This window comes from Brevibacterium sp. NPDC056726 (assembly GCF_042790515.1).
Classification (GTDB): Bacteria; Actinomycetota; Actinomycetes; order Actinomycetales; family Brevibacteriaceae; genus Brevibacterium; species Brevibacterium sanguinis.
Genome location: NZ_JBHTYZ010000004.1, coordinates 356,546 through 373,863, shown reverse-complemented (window position 1 = coordinate 373,863; position 17,318 = coordinate 356,546). Strand labels below are relative to the sequence as shown.

At 68.7% G+C, this 17,318-nt stretch carries 13 protein-coding genes; 8 read left to right on the top strand and 5 right to left on the bottom strand.

Going from position 1 to position 17,318, the window contains the following annotated elements; all coding sequences use genetic code 11:
* Window positions 1-221 precede the first annotated feature (221 nt).
* Complete coding sequence (locus ACFQ91_RS10625; protein ID WP_198498951.1) at window positions 222-2,015, bottom strand: DEAD/DEAH box helicase; 1,794 nt, start codon at window positions 2,013-2,015, stop codon at window positions 222-224.
* A gap of 340 nt (window positions 2,016-2,355) precedes the next feature.
* Between ACFQ91_RS10625 and ACFQ91_RS10620 the strand changes: the two genes are divergently transcribed.
* Entirely contained in the window at window positions 2,356-3,738 is a 1,383-nt protein-coding gene (locus ACFQ91_RS10620; protein ID WP_198500985.1) for a glycine--tRNA ligase, read from the top strand.
* Window positions 3,739-3,927: 189 nt separating this feature from the next.
* Here ACFQ91_RS10620 and ACFQ91_RS10615 read toward each other — a convergent pair whose 3' ends face one another.
* Together ACFQ91_RS10615 and ACFQ91_RS10610 are read right to left on the bottom strand one after the other, a co-directional pair.
* Window positions 3,928-5,319, bottom strand: a complete 1,392-nt coding sequence (locus ACFQ91_RS10615; RefSeq protein WP_198498950.1) for an aspartate aminotransferase family protein — start codon at window positions 5,317-5,319, stop codon at window positions 3,928-3,930.
* Entirely contained in the window at window positions 5,316-5,801 is a 486-nt protein-coding gene (locus ACFQ91_RS10610) for an Lrp/AsnC family transcriptional regulator (RefSeq protein ID WP_137827067.1), read from the bottom strand. The genes ACFQ91_RS10615 and ACFQ91_RS10610 overlap by 4 nt, the downstream gene beginning before the upstream one ends.
* A gap of 248 nt (window positions 5,802-6,049) precedes the next feature.
* Here ACFQ91_RS10610 and ACFQ91_RS10605 point away from each other — a divergent pair, with 248 nt between their 5' ends.
* Entirely contained in the window at window positions 6,050-7,378 is a 1,329-nt protein-coding gene (locus ACFQ91_RS10605; protein WP_198498949.1) for a M24 family metallopeptidase, read from the top strand.
* Window positions 7,379-7,442: 64 nt separating this feature from the next.
* Here ACFQ91_RS10605 and ACFQ91_RS10600 read toward each other — a convergent pair whose 3' ends face one another.
* Window positions 7,443-7,586, bottom strand: coding sequence for a hypothetical protein (locus ACFQ91_RS10600; protein WP_198498948.1), 144 nt, complete (start codon window positions 7,584-7,586; stop codon window positions 7,443-7,445).
* A 271-nt stretch (window positions 7,587-7,857) separates the two neighbouring features.
* Entirely contained in the window at window positions 7,858-9,342 is a 1,485-nt protein-coding gene (locus ACFQ91_RS10595; RefSeq protein ID WP_376873065.1) for an L-lactate permease, read from the bottom strand.
* 54 nt (window positions 9,343-9,396) lie between these two features.
* On the opposite strand from ACFQ91_RS10595, the gene ACFQ91_RS10590 reads away from it, so the two are divergent.
* From ACFQ91_RS10590 to ACFQ91_RS10565, 6 genes are all read left to right on the top strand, one after another.
* Window positions 9,397-9,945, top strand: coding sequence for an XRE family transcriptional regulator (locus ACFQ91_RS10590; RefSeq protein WP_198498946.1), 549 nt, complete (start codon window positions 9,397-9,399; stop codon window positions 9,943-9,945).
* Window positions 9,946-10,160: 215 nt separating this feature from the next.
* Complete coding sequence (locus tag ACFQ91_RS10585) at window positions 10,161-11,840, top strand: ATP-binding cassette domain-containing protein (RefSeq protein WP_198498945.1); 1,680 nt, start codon at window positions 10,161-10,163, stop codon at window positions 11,838-11,840.
* An 85-nt stretch (window positions 11,841-11,925) separates the two neighbouring features.
* Window positions 11,926-13,110, top strand: coding sequence for a tRNA dihydrouridine synthase DusB (gene dusB, locus ACFQ91_RS10580; protein WP_198498944.1), 1,185 nt, complete (start codon window positions 11,926-11,928; stop codon window positions 13,108-13,110).
* A 2-nt stretch (window positions 13,111-13,112) separates the two neighbouring features.
* Window positions 13,113-14,420 (top strand): deoxyguanosinetriphosphate triphosphohydrolase, encoded by a 1,308-nt coding sequence (locus tag ACFQ91_RS10575; protein ID WP_198498943.1) that lies wholly within the window; start codon window positions 13,113-13,115, stop codon window positions 14,418-14,420.
* A gap of 3 nt (window positions 14,421-14,423) precedes the next feature.
* Window positions 14,424-16,490 (top strand): DNA primase, encoded by a 2,067-nt coding sequence (dnaG, locus tag ACFQ91_RS10570; RefSeq protein WP_198498942.1) that lies wholly within the window; start codon window positions 14,424-14,426, stop codon window positions 16,488-16,490.
* A 113-nt stretch (window positions 16,491-16,603) separates the two neighbouring features.
* A complete protein-coding gene (locus tag ACFQ91_RS10565) occupies window positions 16,604-17,242 on the top strand; it encodes a TetR/AcrR family transcriptional regulator (RefSeq protein WP_198498941.1) in 639 nt (212 codons plus the stop codon).
* Window positions 17,243-17,318: the final 76 nt, after the last annotated feature.

The window sequence follows — 17,318 nt, the reverse complement described above, 5'->3', positions numbered from 1 at the left end:
GGCCGTTCGGGCTCACCCTGGTGTCGAGGGCCCTGTTCACGAACTGAGCCCCCGAAACTCACCTGTGCTGCAACCGATAGTGCGAGGACGGCGTTCGGGCCGGAGCGTCGGACGGACGGCGGTTGGGCCGGAATGTCGAACGGACGGTCGACGAGGCAATCGCCTCCAGAATGCCCGAAGGGCCCGCAGCACAGTTGCTGCGGGCCCTTCGAGGTCGAATCTCAGTAGCGGTCGCGCGAACGATCGCGGTCACGCCCGCCGAACTTCTTGCCGCCGCCACGACGGTCGCCGCGGAAGTTGCGGTTGTCGCCGGGCTGCTTGTCGAAGTTGCGCTTCTTGAACGGGCGGCCCGGACGACCCGAATCGGGACGGATGTCGATCGGCCGACCCTGGATCTCGGTGTGCGCGAGCTTCTTGAGCACGCCCGGATCGAGATCCTGCGGCAGGTCGACGAGCGTGTGGTTCGACCGGATGTCGATGTGGCCGATCTGCTTCGAGGTGATGCCGCCCTCGTTCGCGATCGCACCGACGATCGACCCCGGCTGCACGCGCTCGTTGCGCCCGACTGCGAGACGGTAGGTGACCATGCCCTCGCGGCTGCGCGCCCCGCGCTCCCGGCCGGGCTTGCCGTCGCGATCGCGGTCACGGCCCTGCTTGCCGCGGGTGGGCTCGGGCATCGGCTCGGCCTTGAGCGAGTTCGACTCGAGGAGGAGCGCGGCCAGCGCGGCCGCGATGTCCGTGGCCGGCACGTTGCGGCTGAGCTCGTACTGCTCGATGACGGTCGCGAGCTCGCTGAGCTCGGTCGTCGCCAGGGCGTCGTCGATGCGCTTGGTGAACTTCTCGACGCGCGTGTTCGTCAGCTCCTCGACGCTTGGCAGCGTCAGCGGTTCGACCTTCTGCTTCGTCGCGCGCTCGATCGAACCGAGCAGACGCTGCTCACGCGGGGTGATGAAGAGGATCGCCTCGCCGGAGCGGCCGGCACGACCGGTGCGGCCGATGCGGTGGACGTAGGACTCCGTGTCGTGCGGGATGTCGTAGTTGACGACGAGCGAGATGCGCTCGACGTCGAGACCGCGCGCGGCGACGTCGGTGGCGACGAGGATGTCGATCTTGCCCTCGCGCAGCATCTCGACGGTGCGCTCACGCGCCTGTTGCGGGATGTCGCCGTTGATCGCCGAGGCCTTGAACCCGCGGGCCCGCAGCTTCTCCGCGAGCTCCTCGGTGGCCTGCTTCGTGCGCACGAACATGATGATGCCGTCGTACTCCTCGACCTCGAGGATCCGGGTGAGGGCGTCGAGCTTGTGGGAGTGCTGGACCATGAGGTAGCGCTGGCGGATGTTCGACCCGGTCTGCGACTTCGCCGCGACCCTGACTTCTTCGGGATCGTTGAGGTACTTGCCGGTGAGGCGGTGGATCGAGGTCGGCATCGTCGCGGAGAAGAGGGCGACCTGGCGGGAGTCGCCGGTGGCGTTGAAGATCTCCTCGATGTCCTCGGCGAAGCCCATCTTGAGCATCTCATCGGCCTCGTCGAGCACGAGGTGCTGGAGGTTCTGGAGCTTGAGGGAACCCCGCTTGAGGTGGTCGATGACGCGCCCGGGCGTGCCGACGACGACCTGCGCACCGCGCTTGAGCCCGGCCAGCTGGGGGCCGTAGGACTGCCCGCCGTAGATCGGGAGCACGGAGAAGTCGTCGAGGTTCGTCGCATACGAGGTGAACGCCTCGGCGACCTGGAGCGCGAGCTCACGGGTGGGGGTGAGCACGAGGGCGAACGGGCCGTCCTCGGCGCGCCCCGCCTCGGCGAGGTGGGAGAGGACCGGCAGCGCGAACGCCGCGGTCTTGCCCGTTCCGGTCTGGGCGAGGCCGATGACGTCGCGGCCGTCGACGAGGGCGGGGATGGTCGCGGCCTGGATGGGGGAGGGGGACTCGTAGCCGAGCGCATCGACGGCGCGCAGCACCTCCGGGTGGAGGCCGAGTTCGGAGAAGGTCGGGGTGGATTCGGCGGACTGTTCGGACATGAGGTCTCACTCTCACTTGCGGCACACACTTGATCGCAGATGACTGAAGTGGCGATCTACCCTGCGGCCGCTTGTGCGATCATGTCTGGCAATCCGGGCCGGAACCGTACGCGTCATTCTCCAGGGCTTGTGCCGATGCACAGCCGTCGGTACGGAAGATAGGTTTGGGTGTGCCCCCAGTCTACCTTGCCGTCCCGCGCCGAGGCGGTCCCCAGTGGGCAGAGAAAGTGTGAGTTCCATCGCCAGCGGCCTGTGTCCGCGGCGGGGCGCGAACCGATAGGCTGGGGAGTCGTGCGCCACGGCAGCCGGCCGTCGGCGGCAAGGAGACCAAGGAGAGTCAATCGTGGCACAGTCCAAGCTGGATGCCGTCATCGCCCTCGCCAAGCGCCGGGGCTTCGTCTTCCAAGCCGGAGAGATCTACGGCGGTACCCGGTCGTCATGGGACTACGGTCCGCTCGGTGTCGAACTCAAGGACAACATCAAGTCGCAGTGGTGGCAGACCTTCGTCCGCGGACGTGAGGACGTCGTCGGCCTCGACTCCTCGATCATCCTGCCCAAGCGCGTGTGGGAGGCCTCGGGCCACGTCGAGACCTTCGTCGACCCCCTCGTCGAATGCCTCCACTGCCACCACCGGCACCGGGAGGACCACCTCGTCGAGGCCTACGAGGCCAAACACGGCAAGGCACCGGCCAACGGCATGGCCGACATCGTCTGCCCCGACTGCGGCACCCGCGGTCAGTGGACCGAGCCGCAGCAGTTCTCCGGGCTCGTCAAGACCTACCTCGGTCCCGTCGAGTCCGAGGCGGGCCTCCACTACCTGCGCCCGGAGACCGCGCAGGGCATCTTCGTCAACTTCAACAACGTCGTCACCGCTGCCCGGAAGAAGCCGCCGTTCGGCATCGGCCAGATCGGCAAGTCCTTCCGCAACGAGATCACGCCCGGCAACTTCATCTTCCGCACCCGCGAGTTCGAGCAGATGGAACTCGAGTACTTCGTCCACCCCGACGAGGCCGACTCGTTCTTCTCCACCTGGGTCGAGGACTGCTGGAACTGGTTCATCGGGCTCGGCATCGACGAGGCGAACATGCGCCGGTTCGACGTCCCCGAGGACGAGCGCGCCCACTACTCGGCGGGCACGATCGACATCGAGTACCGCTTCGGCTTCCAGGGGTCGGAATGGGGCGAGCTCATGGGCGTGGCCAACCGCACCGACTACGACCTCGGCACCCATTCCGAGGCCTCGGGCGCGAAGCTGCAGTACTTCGATCAGGCCAGCGGGGAGCGCTACACCCCGTACGTCATCGAACCCGCGTTCGGTCTCACCCGGTCGATGATGGCGTTCCTCGTCGACGCCTACACCGAGGACGAGGCGCCGAACACGAAGGGCGGCACGGACACCCGCATCGTCCTCCGCCTCGACCCGCGCCTGGCCCCGGTCAAGGCGGCGGTGCTGCCGCTGAGCCGCAACGAGAAGCTCACCCCGCAGGCCAAGGAGCTCGCCGCACAGCTGCGCAAGCGCTGGAACATCGACTTCGACGACGCCGGGGCCATCGGCCGCCGCTACCGTCGCCAGGACGAGATCGGCACGCCCCTGTGCATCACGTACGACTTCGACTCCCTCGACGACGGCGCGGTGACGATCCGCAAACGCGACGACATGAGCCAGGAGCGCGTGAGCCTCGACCAGGTCGAGGCCTACCTCGCTGAGCACCTCGGCGTCTGAGACCCATCGGCGTCTGAGACCCAACGGCGACTGAGACTTCAGCGTCAGCGGACGGGCACGGTCCCAGGCCCCTGCCCGTCCGCCTCGGCGATCGATGATCTCACCCGCCCCACCGGCAGCGACAGCGGCCCCGACACCTGGTCATGGTGTCGGGGCCGCTGTCGCTGCGTCACGCGCCGAGGTGGGCGATCAGAACATCGTCCACGCTTCCTTGAGGACGCTGCGGATGATCGATTCCATCTCGTCGAACTCCTTCTGACCGACGGTCAGCGGGGGCGAGAGCTGGATGACCGGGTCGCCGCGGTCGTCGGCACGGCAGTAGAGGCCGTTCTCGTACATCTTCGCCGAGACGAAGTTCTTGAGGATGCGCTCGGACTCCTCTTCGGTGAAGGACTCCTTCGTGTCCTTGTCCTTGACGAGTTCGATGCCGTAGAAGAAGCCCTCACCGCGGACGTCGCCGACGATCGGGAGGTCCTTGAGCTTCTCGAGCGTGAACTTGAACGCACCGGCGTTCTCGTGCACGTGGTCGTTGAGCTTCTCCTTCTCGAACACGTCGAAGTTCGCCATCGCGGCGGCACAGGCGACGGGGTGTCCGCCGAAGGTGTAGCCGTGGTAGAACGTCGCGTCGCCGTCGGGGCCGAAGGGCTCGAAGAGACGGTCCGAGGCGATCATCGCACCGAGCGGGGCGTACCCGGAGGTGATGCCCTTCGCCGAGGTGATGATGTCGGGGACGTAGCCGAAGTCGTTGCACGCGAACATGTCGCCGATGCGGCCGTAGGCGCAGATCGTCTCGTCGGAGACGAGGAGGACGTCGTTCTCGTCGCAGATCTCGCGCACCCGCTCGAAGTATCCGGGAGGCGGCGGGAAGCAGCCACCGGAGTTCTGCACGGGCTCGAGGAAGACGGCTGCCACGGAGTCGGCGCCTTCGAACTCGATCGCCTCGGCGATGCGGTCGGCCGCCCAGCGGCCGAAGGCCTTCTCATCGTGCGCGTACGGCTCGGGCGCACGGTAGAAGTTCGTGTTCGGGACCTTGTGGGCACCGGGGACGAGCGGGGCGAACTGCTCGCGCAGGCCCGGCAGGGACGTCACCGACAGCGCGCCGTGCGGGGTGCCGTGGTAGGCGGTGGCACGGGAGATGATCTTGTGCTTGCCGGGCTTGCCGGTGAGCTTGAAGTAGTTCTTCGCGAGCTTCATCGCCGATTCGACGGAGTCGCCGCCGCCGGAGGTGAGGAACACGCGGTTGAGGTCGCCGGGGGCGTAGCTCGCGAGACGCTCGGAGAGCTCGATGGCCTGCGGGTGCGCGAACGACCACAGCGGCATGAAGGGCAGCTGCATCGTCTGGTCGTACATCGCCTTGGCGATCTCCTCACGACCGTGCCCGACCTGGACGGTGAAGAGACCGGCGAGGCCGTCGAGGTACTTCTTGCCCTTGTCGTCGAAGATGTGGTGGCCTTCGCCGCGGGTGATGATCGGTGCCTGTCCGCCGTTGAACAGGGCCTGGTGCGGTGCCATGTGCATCCACACGTTGTTGCGCACGGCTTCCTGATACGGAGTGCCGGCTCTGGTGACATTGTCTGTCATCGTGTCCCCCAATTGTATTTTTGCTTTTCGAGTGAGAGGTACATGAAGAGCTCCGTGTCGACGACGGCGTCGATCGACCGGAGTTCTCGGTTGACGAAATCGATGAGGTGTCGGTCCGATTCGCAGACGATCTCCACAAGGAGGTCGAACGACCCCGCGGTGACGACGAGATAGTCGATCTCGTCATACCCGTGCAGCCTGTCGGCGACCTTCGAGATGTCCCCGCGGACCTTCACGCCCACCATGGCCTGTCGGGCGAAGCCGAGACTGAGCGGGTCGGTCACGGCCACGATCTCCATCACGCCGGATTCGATGAGCCGTGACACCCGCTGCCGCACGGCCGCCTCGGAGAGTCCGACGGACTTGCCGATGGCAGAGTAGGACTTGCGTCCGTCGTGCTGGAGTTCGACGATGATCGCCTTGGACTTCTCGTCGAGGTTGCCCAGGCGGTGACTGCTGACGCTCGGCAGCGAGTGGGTCATTCTTCACCTCCGTGATGTGAGTCTCAGACCAACCTACCATCGATTCAGTCGGAATGCGTAGTCCTGTTTGCGGATTCAGTTGATTTTCTTGAACTTTCATTCTGTATCCGTCATGAACGGGAAGCAGGCGGGCGTGGTGACGGGCTGGCTCGTGCTCGGGTGCCGGCGGGACCGGGCACCGGCCGCCTCGGTGCCGGTCCGCGCGCGCCTCATTGACACCGTGTGAGGCGGATCACCAGACTGGGCGCATGAATGAGGGTGAGCTGTTCTCCGGTCGCGCCGACCGGCGCGCCGATGTGCAGGGGATGCGTCCGGGCGCCGAGCAGGGAGGTGCGGGGGCCGAGGTCCGGTCGCGTCCGCAGCCCTATCCCGGAGAGGTCGACACGATCGGTGCGAAGCATCTCGGGTTCGCCCCCGAGGAGTACCTCGCTCGCATCGCAGCGGTGCGCGGGCGGATGAGCGACCAGGGCCTGTCGGCGCTCATCGTCACCGATCCGGCGAACATCTACTACCTCACCGGCTACAACGCGTGGTCGTTCTACACTCCGCAGCTGCTCTTCGTCCCCTCCTCGGGTCCGCTCACGCTCTTCATGCGCGATATGGACGCCCGTGGGGCCACGCACACCTCGTGGCTGCCGCCGGAGGACATCGTCGGCTACCCCGAGCGCTATGTGCAGCGTCCGCACATCCACCCCTTCGACTGGGTCGCCTTCGCCCTGCGCCAGCGGTGGGAGGTCGCCCGCGCTTCCACCTCGCCCGTCGGCGTCGAGATGGACTCGCACTTCTTCTCCCCGCGGGCCTTCCGCGCACTCGTCAACGGGGTCCCCGAATGGCGCCTCGTCGATTCGTTCGAACTCGTCAACTGGATCCGGGCGATCAAATCCCCGGCCGAACTCGCGCTCATGCACCGGGCCGCCGAGGTGACGACCGCGGCGATGACCGCGGCCCTCGAGTCGATCGCCGAGGGCGTGGGCCAGCACGAGGTCGCCGCCGCGATCGCCGCCGCGCAGATCCGCGGCAACGATGCCGCCTGGGGTGACTACCCGGCGATCGTGCCCCTCATGCCCACCGGAGAGAGCGCCGACACCCCGCACCTGACGTGGACCGACAGAGTGTTCGCAACGGATGAGTCCGTGAGCATCGAGCTCGCCGGAGTCCACCGCCGCTACCATGTCCCGCTCGCCCGGACAGCGGTCGTCGGCCGTCCGAAGCAGGAGCTCGTCCGTCTCGAGGGGGTCGTCGCCGAGGCGCTGGCAGCCGTCCTCGATGTCGCCCGACCCGGGGTGCCCACCGCGGAACTCGCACGGACCTGGAATCGGTCGCTGGCTCTGCACGGACTCGAGAAGCCGAGCCGCCTCGGCTATTCGATCGGCATCGGCTACCCGCCGGACTGGGGCGAGCGGACGATCTCGATCCGCACCGAGGACGATCAGATCCTCGAAGCGGGGATGGCCTTCCACCTCATCTGCGGCATGTGGATGAACGGCTACGGCTACGAGCTCTCCGAATCGATCCTCATCACCGACTCCGGTGCTGACACGTTCACCGCGTTCCCGCGCGAGCTCATCCGCCTCTGATCGGTCAGCTGCGCCTCTGATCGGTCCGAGGCGCACCTGATGGGTGAGTGCCGCACCTGATCGGTCAGGGCTCCTCTGACGGTTCAGTGCCGGAGCGCCGAGGCGGCCGATCCCGCGGGGGCATCGGACCGGCGAGGTCGACGATCTGCCGGACCACCTCGGCGAGGGACCGGCGGACCACCTCGGCGGAGAGCTGTGCACTGGTCATCGATGCCCGCACGCGATCCCTCGCTGCCGACAGGCACCTCAACGTCGACCGGCACCTCGAGCGGCGGAGTCGACCGGCCCCTTGAGCCATAATGACCACCCGTGCACGGGTAGTTTTCGGCGCTCCGCGGTGGGGATACGCAGCTCCGGGTGCCTGTCGGCGCCTCGGGTTGTGGGTGGGGCTGAGGGTGGTGTGTGGGGCTGAGGGTGGCGCGGGGGTGATGTGGCAGTCGGGCAGGCCCGGGTAGCCGGCGCCGAGGCGGTTGCCCCGCTTACGCGAGGAACTGGAGCCAGAGGCCGATGGCGAGGGTGTTGAGGCCGACGATGAGGAACGCCCGGCTGAACACCCACGACCCGTCCCGAGCATCGGCGGCCCCGGCGCCGGAGAGCTGGACGGCCATCGCGACCCGCGGCGGAGCGGCGAGCGCCGCCAGCGATCCCGCGGCGTTGCCTGCGGCGACGGCGGTCAGCGGCCCCGCTGCCGTTCCCTCACCGGCGACGGCGAGGGTGCTCGCGAACATCGCGTTGCTGCCCGTGTTCGACCCGGTGAGCACGGCGCCGATCGTCGACAGCCACGGAGCGAGCACGAGGAGCCCCGTGGGCAGCAGGTCCCCGAACGCCGTGCTCATCCCCGAGGTCGTCATCACCCAGCCCATGAGCATGAACGCCGCCGTCGCCGCCCCGATCGGCACCCATGCGCGCACCGCGCGGACGATGACCGGGCGCAGCGGCGGGGGAGATGACGCACCGTCGCTGCGCTCATCCGTCGATTCGTCGACCCTGGGACTATCCGTCGATCCGGCACCCCTCTGCCCATTCTTCGCCCCGCGGGTCCGCGAGAGCGCAGCGACGAGGCAGGCGACGGCCAGCCAGAACGGGGGAGAGGCGAGACTCTCCATGAGCGGAGACGGGAACACGGCGAGAAGCTCCCGCGCGGCGAGGATGCCGAGGGTGAGAACGCCGTAGGGCAGGACCGCGCGCCCGAGCGCCGCGGTGACTGCGGCGAAGCGGGCGCGGACCGCCAGGGGCACGCCGAGGCCGACGATGACGACGAGGGACCCGATGATGCCGGCCGGCGCCATGCCGAGAAGACGGTTGGCGAGGAGGATTCCGCCCCACAGCAGACCGGCGGCACCGATCATCCCGAGTGCGCTGCCGAGGCGGGGACGCATGAGGACGAGAACCGAGCAGAGGACCACGGCCACCGGGATCGCGTTCACCCAGGCCGTCGACAGACCGAGCGCATCGACGTCGAAGCCGGCGAGCGCCGCCGCCACCGTCGTGCCCGGTCCGAGCGCACCCCACGGGACCGCGACGAGACCGAGGAGCCCGAGGAGCGCCGAATGCCGCAGCGAACAGCCGAGATGCCGGAGGATCGGCACACCGATCGTCACGCCGATGCCGAAGCCCGTGACGGATTCGGCGAAGGGGACGAGGCCGAAGACGACGAGGGCGACGCCGAGGGACCGGCTGGGCACCATCGACTCGACACTCGCGGAGATCGTCCGCATCGCGCCCGTGGCCTCGAGGATCCCGGCGAGCATCATCCCGAAGAGGAGGATGAGCACCACCTCGGCGATGAGGGGGAAGTAGTCGCCGGCGGCCTGGGTGATGACGGGGAGGGGAGTGGGGAAGGCGAGGACCGCACAGAGGCCGGCACCGGCGAGTCCGGCCACCGCGGAGACCCACGTCGGCGCGCGGAAGGCGAGGAGCGCGACGGCGAGGAGAATGGGGACGAACGCGAGGAGACCGGTCATAATCACTTTTAATGGATTGAGATCTACTATCTGAGATTACATTAGGATGTCATCATGGCGAAGTCAGAGGATCCCGGGGCGCGGGTGTTCGGGGCGCGCATCCGGGCTCGCCGCAAATACAGCAACCTCACCCTCAACGAGCTCGCGATCCGCGCCGGCATCTCCCGCGCCGCACTGTCGAAGATCGAACGCGGTGAGCAGGACACCTCGGTGTCCAACGCCATGGGGCTCTCCCGCGCGCTCGGCGTCGACGTCGGCGAGCTCCTCGCCGAACCCGAGGTGCTCGTCACCCCGGCCGATGCGATCGTCCCGCACGCGACGTACGGTCCCGGCACCTGGCGCCGCGACCTGCCCTCGCCGAGTGAGAACATCGAGGTCATCCACTACTCGCTCGAACCCCGCAGCGAGACCTCGCCGTTCGCCGCCCACCGCTCGGGATCCCGGGAGACCTTCTTCGTCCTCGCCGGCACCGTCGAGATCGTCACGATCGACCGCCGCACGATCCTGCGCGCCGGCGACTGCGCACAGGCCCCTGGCGATGTGCCCCACCAGCTCGCCAACCCCAGCGACCGGTCGGCAGAGCTCATGCTCATCATCACCTGAGCCGGGTCCTCAGTCGCACCGAGTCTTCACCGCAGCTGTCGGCCGGGACCGGTCGACCGCCTCGGCGACCTTGACGCACCGGAGGCGACTCGGGCATCCTTGTGAGGTCCCACAGTCGAGTGAAGGCAGCGCCTGAGAATGAAGTGACACCTCATTTCCGCACCCGCGGGTGATTCGGACCCGCACCGCACCGCGTGCACGAAATGAGATCACTGATGCCCTCTGCCATCACCCTGTCCGGACTCGGATACCGCCTCGGCGACGATACCGAGATCCTCACCCACCTCACCGCCACGATCCCACTGGGACTCACCGGCCTCGTCGGTGACAACGGGATCGGCAAATCCACTCTCGCCCGGCTTCTCACCGGCGCGCTCGCCCCCACCACGGGGACCGTCACCGGTGCCGCCGGCGCCGTCCACATCGACCAGCTGCTGCCGCACACCGACGACCGCGTCGACGCGATCCTCGGCATCGCCGGCATCCGCACGAGCCTGCATCGCGCGCTGCACGGCGAGGCCGGACCAGCCGACTTCGACATCATCGGGGAGGACTGGGACATCGAGGAGCGGGCCCTGTCCGCCCTCGCCGAGGTGGGGCTCACCCTCTCCGCGGACGACCTCGACCGGCAGGCTGCGACGTTCTCCGGCGGGGAGGCGATGCGGATCGGTCTCGCCCGCGCGGCGATGGTCGGGTCCTCATGGCTCATCCTCGACGAGCCGAGCAACAACCTCGACGCGGCGGGCCGGGCCCTGCTCACCGAGCTGCTCGCGCGGCGGTCCGGGCCCACCCTCGTCATCTCCCACGACCGCGAGCTCCTCGACTCGATGACGACGATCGTCGAGATGACCGACCAGCTGCGCGTCTACGGCGGGAACTACACCGCATACGAGGAGATGGTCGCCGCCGAGGAGGAGGCGAAACAGGCGCGGCTGACCGACGCGAAGAAGGCCCACGCGATCGAGAAGCGCCAGCGCATCGACCTCGAGACCACCCTGGCGCGTGCCGACCGGAAGGCCGCGAAGGACAAGGCGAGCAAACGCCGACCGAAGATCGTCATGAACGGCCTCACCGACTTCGCGCAGAAGTCGGCGGCCAAACGGCGCGGGGACAAGGCCGCCGACGAGGCTGCGGCCGCCGCTGCCGTGCAGACCGCGAAGGACGCCCTGCGCCGGGACTCCTCGATCACCCTCCACCTGCCCGAGACCGAGGTCCATCCGAGCAGGCGCGTCCTCGAGGTGCGCCCGAGCGCTCTCGAGCGGCCGCGGGAGATCGTCGGACCGGAGCGGATTCGGCTCACCGGGCCCAACGGCGCGGGGAAGTCGACTCTCCTCGCCGCCGTCCGCGGCACCGCGCAGACCGGTGGCAGCGCCGCCGGTCGCGTGGGGAGCGACCACGGAGACCGCGGCCGGTTGGGCAGCGGCGGCTCGGGGAGCGGTGGCCTTGTCGACGCGCTCTTCCCCGGCCTCAGTGTGCAGGTGTCCGTGCCGATCGGCCACCTCGACCAGCAGTACCGCCTGCCCGCCGAGGTCAGCGTCATGGAGGCGGTGCGCCGGCCGAACCCCGGGCTTGAGAAGCACCGCGTCCACGAGGTGCTCGCCGCCATGGGCCTGCGCGCCGAGCGGACCGCGCAGCTGTGCGGCACGCTCTCGGGTGGGGAGCGCTTCCGTGTCGCGCTGGCCGCGACCCTGCTCTCCGACCCGGCCCCGCAGCTGCTCATCCTCGACGAACCCGGCAACAACCTCGACGTGTCCTCGCAGCGGGCGCTCACCTCGGCGCTCGAGGGATACGGGGGAGCGATGCTCGTCGTCACCCACGACGACCGCCTCGCCGCCGAACTCCGCCTCGACGCCGTCTGGGACGTGCGGGACCTGCGCGGGGAGGACGACCGGTGACCAGGGAATATGCCGCACCACCTCGGTGTTGCGGGTCTGTGAGCAAGGGTACGATGCTCGATTTGGCAGGCTTTGGGATAATGGCATGGTGAGTGTCATCAGCCCCAGCCCAGAATCCACCGCCCAGACCGTCAAGCCGCTGCGCATCGGTCCCATCGAGCTGTCCTCCCCGGTCGTGCTCGCACCGATGGCGGGGATCACGAACACCGCGTTCCGGCGGCTGTGCCGCGAGTACGGGGCAGGGCTCTACGTCACCGAGATGGTCACCTCCCGCGCGCTCGTCGAGCGCAGCCCCAAGAGCATGCGCATCATCCACCACGAGCCGTACGAGACTCCGCGCTCCGTGCAGCTCTACGGCGTCGACCCGGTGACGATCGGGCAGGCCGTGCGGATGCTCGTCGACGAGGACCGCGCCGACCACATCGACCTCAACTTCGGCTGCCCGGTCCCCAAGGTCACCCGCAAGGGCGGCGGCTCGGCCCTGCCGTGGAAGAAGGACCTCTTCGAAGCGATCGTCACGACCGCCGTCGAGGAGGCCGACCGCGGCGGCATCCCGCTGACGGTGAAGATGCGCAAGGGCATCGACGCCGACCACCACACCTACCTCGACGCCGGGGAGACCGCGCGCAACGCCGGGGTCGCCGCGATCGCGCTCCACGGGCGCACGACTGCCGACCTCTACTCCGGGACCGCGGACTGGGACTCGATCGCCCGACTCAAGGACCACCTCGGCGACACCGTTCCCGTGCTCGGCAACGGCGATATCTTCTCCGCCGAGGATGCGCTCGAGATGATGCGCACGACCGGCTGCGACGGGGTCGTCATCGGCCGCGGATGCCAGGGCCGGCCGTGGCTGTTCGGCGATCTTGCGAACGCTCTCAACGGCAGTGCCGATCGTCATCGTCCCGGACTCGCCGAGGTGGCCCGTGCGGTCCGTCTCCACGGCGAATACCTCGTCGACTACTACGGCGAGGAGTTCTACGGGGTGCGCGACCTGCGCAAGCACATCGCGTGGTACTTCAAGGGCTACCCTGTCGGCGGCGACCTGCGCAGCCGGCTGGCCATGGTCTCCTCACTCGCCGAACTCGACGCACTGCTCGCCGAACTCGACGACGCCCCCTACCCGGGCGAGGCCGCCGAGGGCTCGCGCGGGCGGACCACCCGCCCCAAGCGCCCCCACCTGCCCGAGGGCTGGCTCGACTCCCGCGTCTTCGACGAGAGCGGCTCCGCCGACCTCGCCGAGGCCGAACTCGACGTCTCGGGAGGATGAGGATGCCCACCGACACCTCCGCACGCATCGCCCGGGCCTCGGGCAGCGTCGCGGACTACTCGCCGCGCGACGAGGAGCGCTGGGTCATCGAACCGGCGAAGAACCCGCGCCGCTCGGCCTTCCAGCGTGATCGGGCGCGGGTCCTCCACTCCTCGGGGCTGCGCCGCCTCGGAGCGAAGACGCAGGTCGTCTCGCCCGGCACCGACGACTTCGTCCGCACCCGGCTCACCCACTCCCTCGAAGTCGCGCAGGTCGGACGCGAACTCGCCCGCTACCTCGGCTGCGATCCCGACATCGTCGACACCGCCTGCCTGAGCCACGACCTCGGGCATCCGCCCTTCGGCCACCACGGTGAGACGATCCTCGACCGGCTCTGCGCCGACATCGGCGGGTTCGAGGGCAACGCGCAGACCCTGCGCCTCGTCACCCGGATCGAACCGAAGGTCATCGCCCCCGACGGCCGCCCGGCCGGACTCAACCTCACCCGGGCCAGCCTCGATGCGCTGACGAAGTATCCGTGGCCGCGCGCCGAGGCCGCGGCGGGGCGACGCGACTCCGGGGTGCGGAAGTTCGGCGTCTACGACGACGACCTCGCCGTCTTCGACTTCTACCGGGACGGGGTCGACAACGGCCGCCGCTGCCTCGAAGCGCAGGTCATGGACTTGGCCGACGACATCTCGTACTCCGTCCACGACGTCGAGGACGCCGTCGTCGCCGGGCACCTCCGCCTCGGCGAGTTCGCCGACGAGGTCCGCCGCCTCGAGCTCTTCGAGATCACCCGCCAGTGGTACCTGCCCGAGACCGACGACGCGGAGATGGACAAGGCGCTCACCCGACTGCAGGCCGCCGCGTACTGGCCGGACGAGGACTTCGACGGGTCACGCCGGGCCCAGGCGGCGCTCAAGCACATGACGAGCCAGCTCATCGGCCGCTTCGTCGGGGCCGCGGAGGCGGCCACCCGTGAGGAGTACGGCTGGGAGCCGCTCAACCGCTACGCCGCCTCCCTCGTCGTGCCCGAGTCCACGGCCGTCGAGATCGCCGTGCTCAAGGGCATGGCGACGCTGACCGTCATGGTCGCCGAGGACCGCCTGCGCCTCCACGACATCCAGGACACCGTCATCACGAGCCTCGCCGACTGGTACGACGCCCACCCCGACGGGCTCGACCCGATGTTCGCCGCCGACCACGCCGAGGCCGCCGACGACGCGGCCCGGCTGCGGGTCATCGCCGACCAGATCGCCTCGCTGACCGACCATTCGGCGTGGACGCTCTACCATCGGATCCAGGCGGGGGCGGGGGACCGGCTCTAGACCATGGCGGGACTCATCAAGCGCGAGGACATCGACGAACTGCGCTCGCGCACGCGCATCGACGAGGTCGTCGGAGAGTTCGTCACGCTCAAGACCGCGGGCATCGGCTCCCTCAAGGGACTGTGCCCCTTCCACGACGAGAAGACCCCGTCGTTCCATGTCCGCCCGCAGGTCGGCATGTACCACTGCTTCGGCTGCGGGGAGTCCGGCGACGTCTTCACCTTCCTCCAGAAGGTCGAACAGCTCAGCTTCGTCGAGGCCGTCGAGATGCTCGCCGGCCGCATCGGCATGCACCTGCGCTACGAGGACGGCAAGGGACCCGACCGGGAGCAGGCGAGCAGGCGGCAGCGCCTCCTCGAGATGCACGAGGTCGCCGAGCGGTTCTTCGCCACAGCGCTGTCCGAGAAGGCCGGGCAGATCGCGCGCGACTTCCTCGCCGCGAAGGGCTTCCCTCCCGGTGAGCACCCCCGCTTCGGCGTCGGCTTCGCTCCGAAGTCGTGGGATGCCCTGACCGGTCATCTGCGCCGGGCCGGCTTCAGCGATGAGGAGATCCTCGCCGCGGGCCTGGCCAGCGAGGGCAGCCGCGGCATCTACGACCGGTTCCGCGGACGCGTGATGTGGCCGATCAGGGACATGACGGGACGGACGATCGGCTTCGGGGCCCGCCGGCTCTTCGACGACGATCAGGGGCCGAAGTACCTCAACACCCCGGAGACCGCGCTCTACCACAAGAACCAGGTGCTCTACGGCCTCGATCTCGCCAAGCGCGACATCGCGAAGACCAAGCGCGTCGTCATCGTCGAGGGCTACACCGACGTCATGGCCGCTCAGCTCTCCGGCGTCACCCAAGCGGTGGCGACGTGCGGCACCGCCTTCGGCGCCGAGCACGTCAAGATCGTCCGTCGGCTCTTGGGCGACGACCCCAGCGGGCAGGTGATCTTCACCTTCGACGGCGACGAGGCCGGGCAGAAGGCGGCGCTCAAGGCGTTCGAATTCGAGTCCGAGTTCACCGCGCAGACCTTCGTCGCCGTCGAACCCTCGGGTCTCGACCCCAACGATCTGCGGCTGGAGAAGGGCGACGGCGCGATCCGCGAGCTCATCGAGGGCCGCAAACCGCTCTTCGAGTTCGTCATCACCACCGCGATCGGGCAGTTCGACCTCGACACCGTCGAGGGGCGGATCGCTGCGGTCAAGGCCAGCGCCGAGGTGCTCGCGGGGATCCGCGATCGCAACAGTCTCAGCCACTACCACCGGTTCGTCGCCGGGCGCATCGGCGTCGACATCGACGAGGTCGAGGCGGCCGTGAAGACCGCTCGGAGGAATCCGCGCGCGACCGGAGCCGACCGCGGCCGTTCGACCCAGGGGCCCGGACAGACCGCCGGACCGCGCCAGGGTCAGGGTGCGGGCCCGGGTCGCGGCCAGGCTGCGGGCCCAGGGCGCCAGTCCCACCCCGGGCAGCGGCGCGAGCAGGCGCCCCCGCCCGCCGGCGAGGGCCGTCCCACCGGCGGTGGACGGCAGCAGGCGAACCCGACCGCTGACGATGCGGGCATCGAGTACGTCTACGACGAGCGTCCCGACGTCTCCGATCTCTCCGCACCGATCACCCCGACGCGGCTGAAGACGGAGAAGGGCGCCCTCATGGTCGCTCTCCAGCACCCCGAGTTCGTCAATGCCAAGCTCTTCGACTCCCTGTCGGAGAAGGCCTTCGACCATCCCGGCCACCGTCAGATCCAGGCGGCGCTCAAGCAGGCCGGCGGTCTGCGCGCGGCCGCCGCGGCCCCCGGCCGGTGGGCCGAGACCGTCATGGAGGCCGCCGGCGACGACCTCGGACCCGACGTCGCCCGCCTCCTCGTCACGCCGCTGCCGGTGTCCGAAGGGGTGAGCGCGGAGAAGTTCGCGCAGGGAATCGTCGCGAAGCTCTTCGACTACGACCTCGAGCGCATCGCCAAGGAGCTCCACTCGCGCCTGCAGCGTCAGAGCGCAGGCGATGCCGAGGCGCAGACCGCGCTGCTGCGCCAGCTCCAGGTCCTCGAGCAGCATCGTGTGCGGCTGCGCGAACTCATGACCTGAGGTCCCGCCCCGCCGAGGCGGCGGAACCTGGCGGGTCAGCCTCGGGAGTGAAATACTGCACAGATGCAATTTTGCAGTTGATGAAAAGTTGCATCTAGTGCAGAATTATTCGCATGGCCGAGAACGAATCGCTGCGGACGCGGAAAGCGCGCGAGACCCGCACCGCCATCCATGAGGCGGCGCTCACGCGCGTCCTCGACGAGGGACTCGAAGCGACGACGGTGGCGAACATCGCCGCCGACGCCGGCGTGTCCCCGCGGACGTTCTTCAACTACTACGCGACGAAGGAAGACGCGATCGTCGGCCTCGACGTCGCGAACATCGACGACCAGCTCGTCGCCGACTACGTCGAATCCGACTCCGGCTTCGACACGCTCGCCGAGGACACGGCGAACTTCGTGCGCGAAGCACTCCTCATCGGCACCGAACCCGGACTCTCGAGTCGCAGGCGCGAGCTCTTCGTCGCCTATCCGGAGCTCGTGGGCCGACGCTTCGACCAGGTCGAGGCGCTCGAGGAGCGGGTGTCCGAATACGTGCTCGCCCGGCTCCGGTTCCTCGGACAGGAGTTCTCGACCGAGGACTCGGCATGGCGCAGCGCCCGGATGCTCACCCAGATGTGCATGGTGCCGCTCCACCATGCGATCCGCGTCGTCAAGCACTCACCGGAACTCGTCGTCGACGAGGAGAGCACCCAGAGGATCTACGACGATTCCCTCGGGCTCTTCCTCAAGGTGCTCGAGAGGCTGCGATGAGGGCATGACGCCGCACCGCGGTCACGGAGGCGCCGACGACGGAGACCATTGCGCTGAGAGAACAGATGAGGGAAGA

Coding starts and splice junctions, on each gene's coding strand:
- ACFQ91_RS10600 (WP_198498948.1), bottom strand. CDS start 7,586: ATGACCAGTGCACAGCTCTCCGCCGAGGTGGTCCGCCGGTCCCTCGCC.
- ACFQ91_RS10575 (WP_198498943.1), top strand. CDS start 13,113: ATGCCCACCGACACCTCCGCACGCATCGCCCGGGCCTCGGGCAGCGTC.
- ACFQ91_RS10565 (WP_198498941.1), top strand. CDS start 16,604: ATGGCCGAGAACGAATCGCTGCGGACGCGGAAAGCGCGCGAGACCCGC.
- ACFQ91_RS10610 (WP_137827067.1), bottom strand. CDS start 5,801: ATGACCCACTCGCTGCCGAGCGTCAGCAGTCACCGCCTGGGCAACCTC.
- dusB (WP_198498944.1), top strand. CDS start 11,926: ATGGTGAGTGTCATCAGCCCCAGCCCAGAATCCACCGCCCAGACCGTC.
- ACFQ91_RS10585 (WP_198498945.1), top strand. CDS start 10,161: ATGCCCTCTGCCATCACCCTGTCCGGACTCGGATACCGCCTCGGCGAC.
- ACFQ91_RS10590 (WP_198498946.1), top strand. CDS start 9,397: ATGGCGAAGTCAGAGGATCCCGGGGCGCGGGTGTTCGGGGCGCGCATC.
- dnaG (WP_198498942.1), top strand. CDS start 14,424: ATGGCGGGACTCATCAAGCGCGAGGACATCGACGAACTGCGCTCGCGC.
- ACFQ91_RS10625 (WP_198498951.1), bottom strand. CDS start 2,015: ATGTCCGAACAGTCCGCCGAATCCACCCCGACCTTCTCCGAACTCGGC.
- ACFQ91_RS10615 (WP_198498950.1), bottom strand. CDS start 5,319: ATGACAGACAATGTCACCAGAGCCGGCACTCCGTATCAGGAAGCCGTG.
- ACFQ91_RS10605 (WP_198498949.1), top strand. CDS start 6,050: ATGAATGAGGGTGAGCTGTTCTCCGGTCGCGCCGACCGGCGCGCCGAT.
- ACFQ91_RS10595 (WP_376873065.1), bottom strand. CDS start 9,342: ATGACCGGTCTCCTCGCGTTCGTCCCCATTCTCCTCGCCGTCGCGCTC.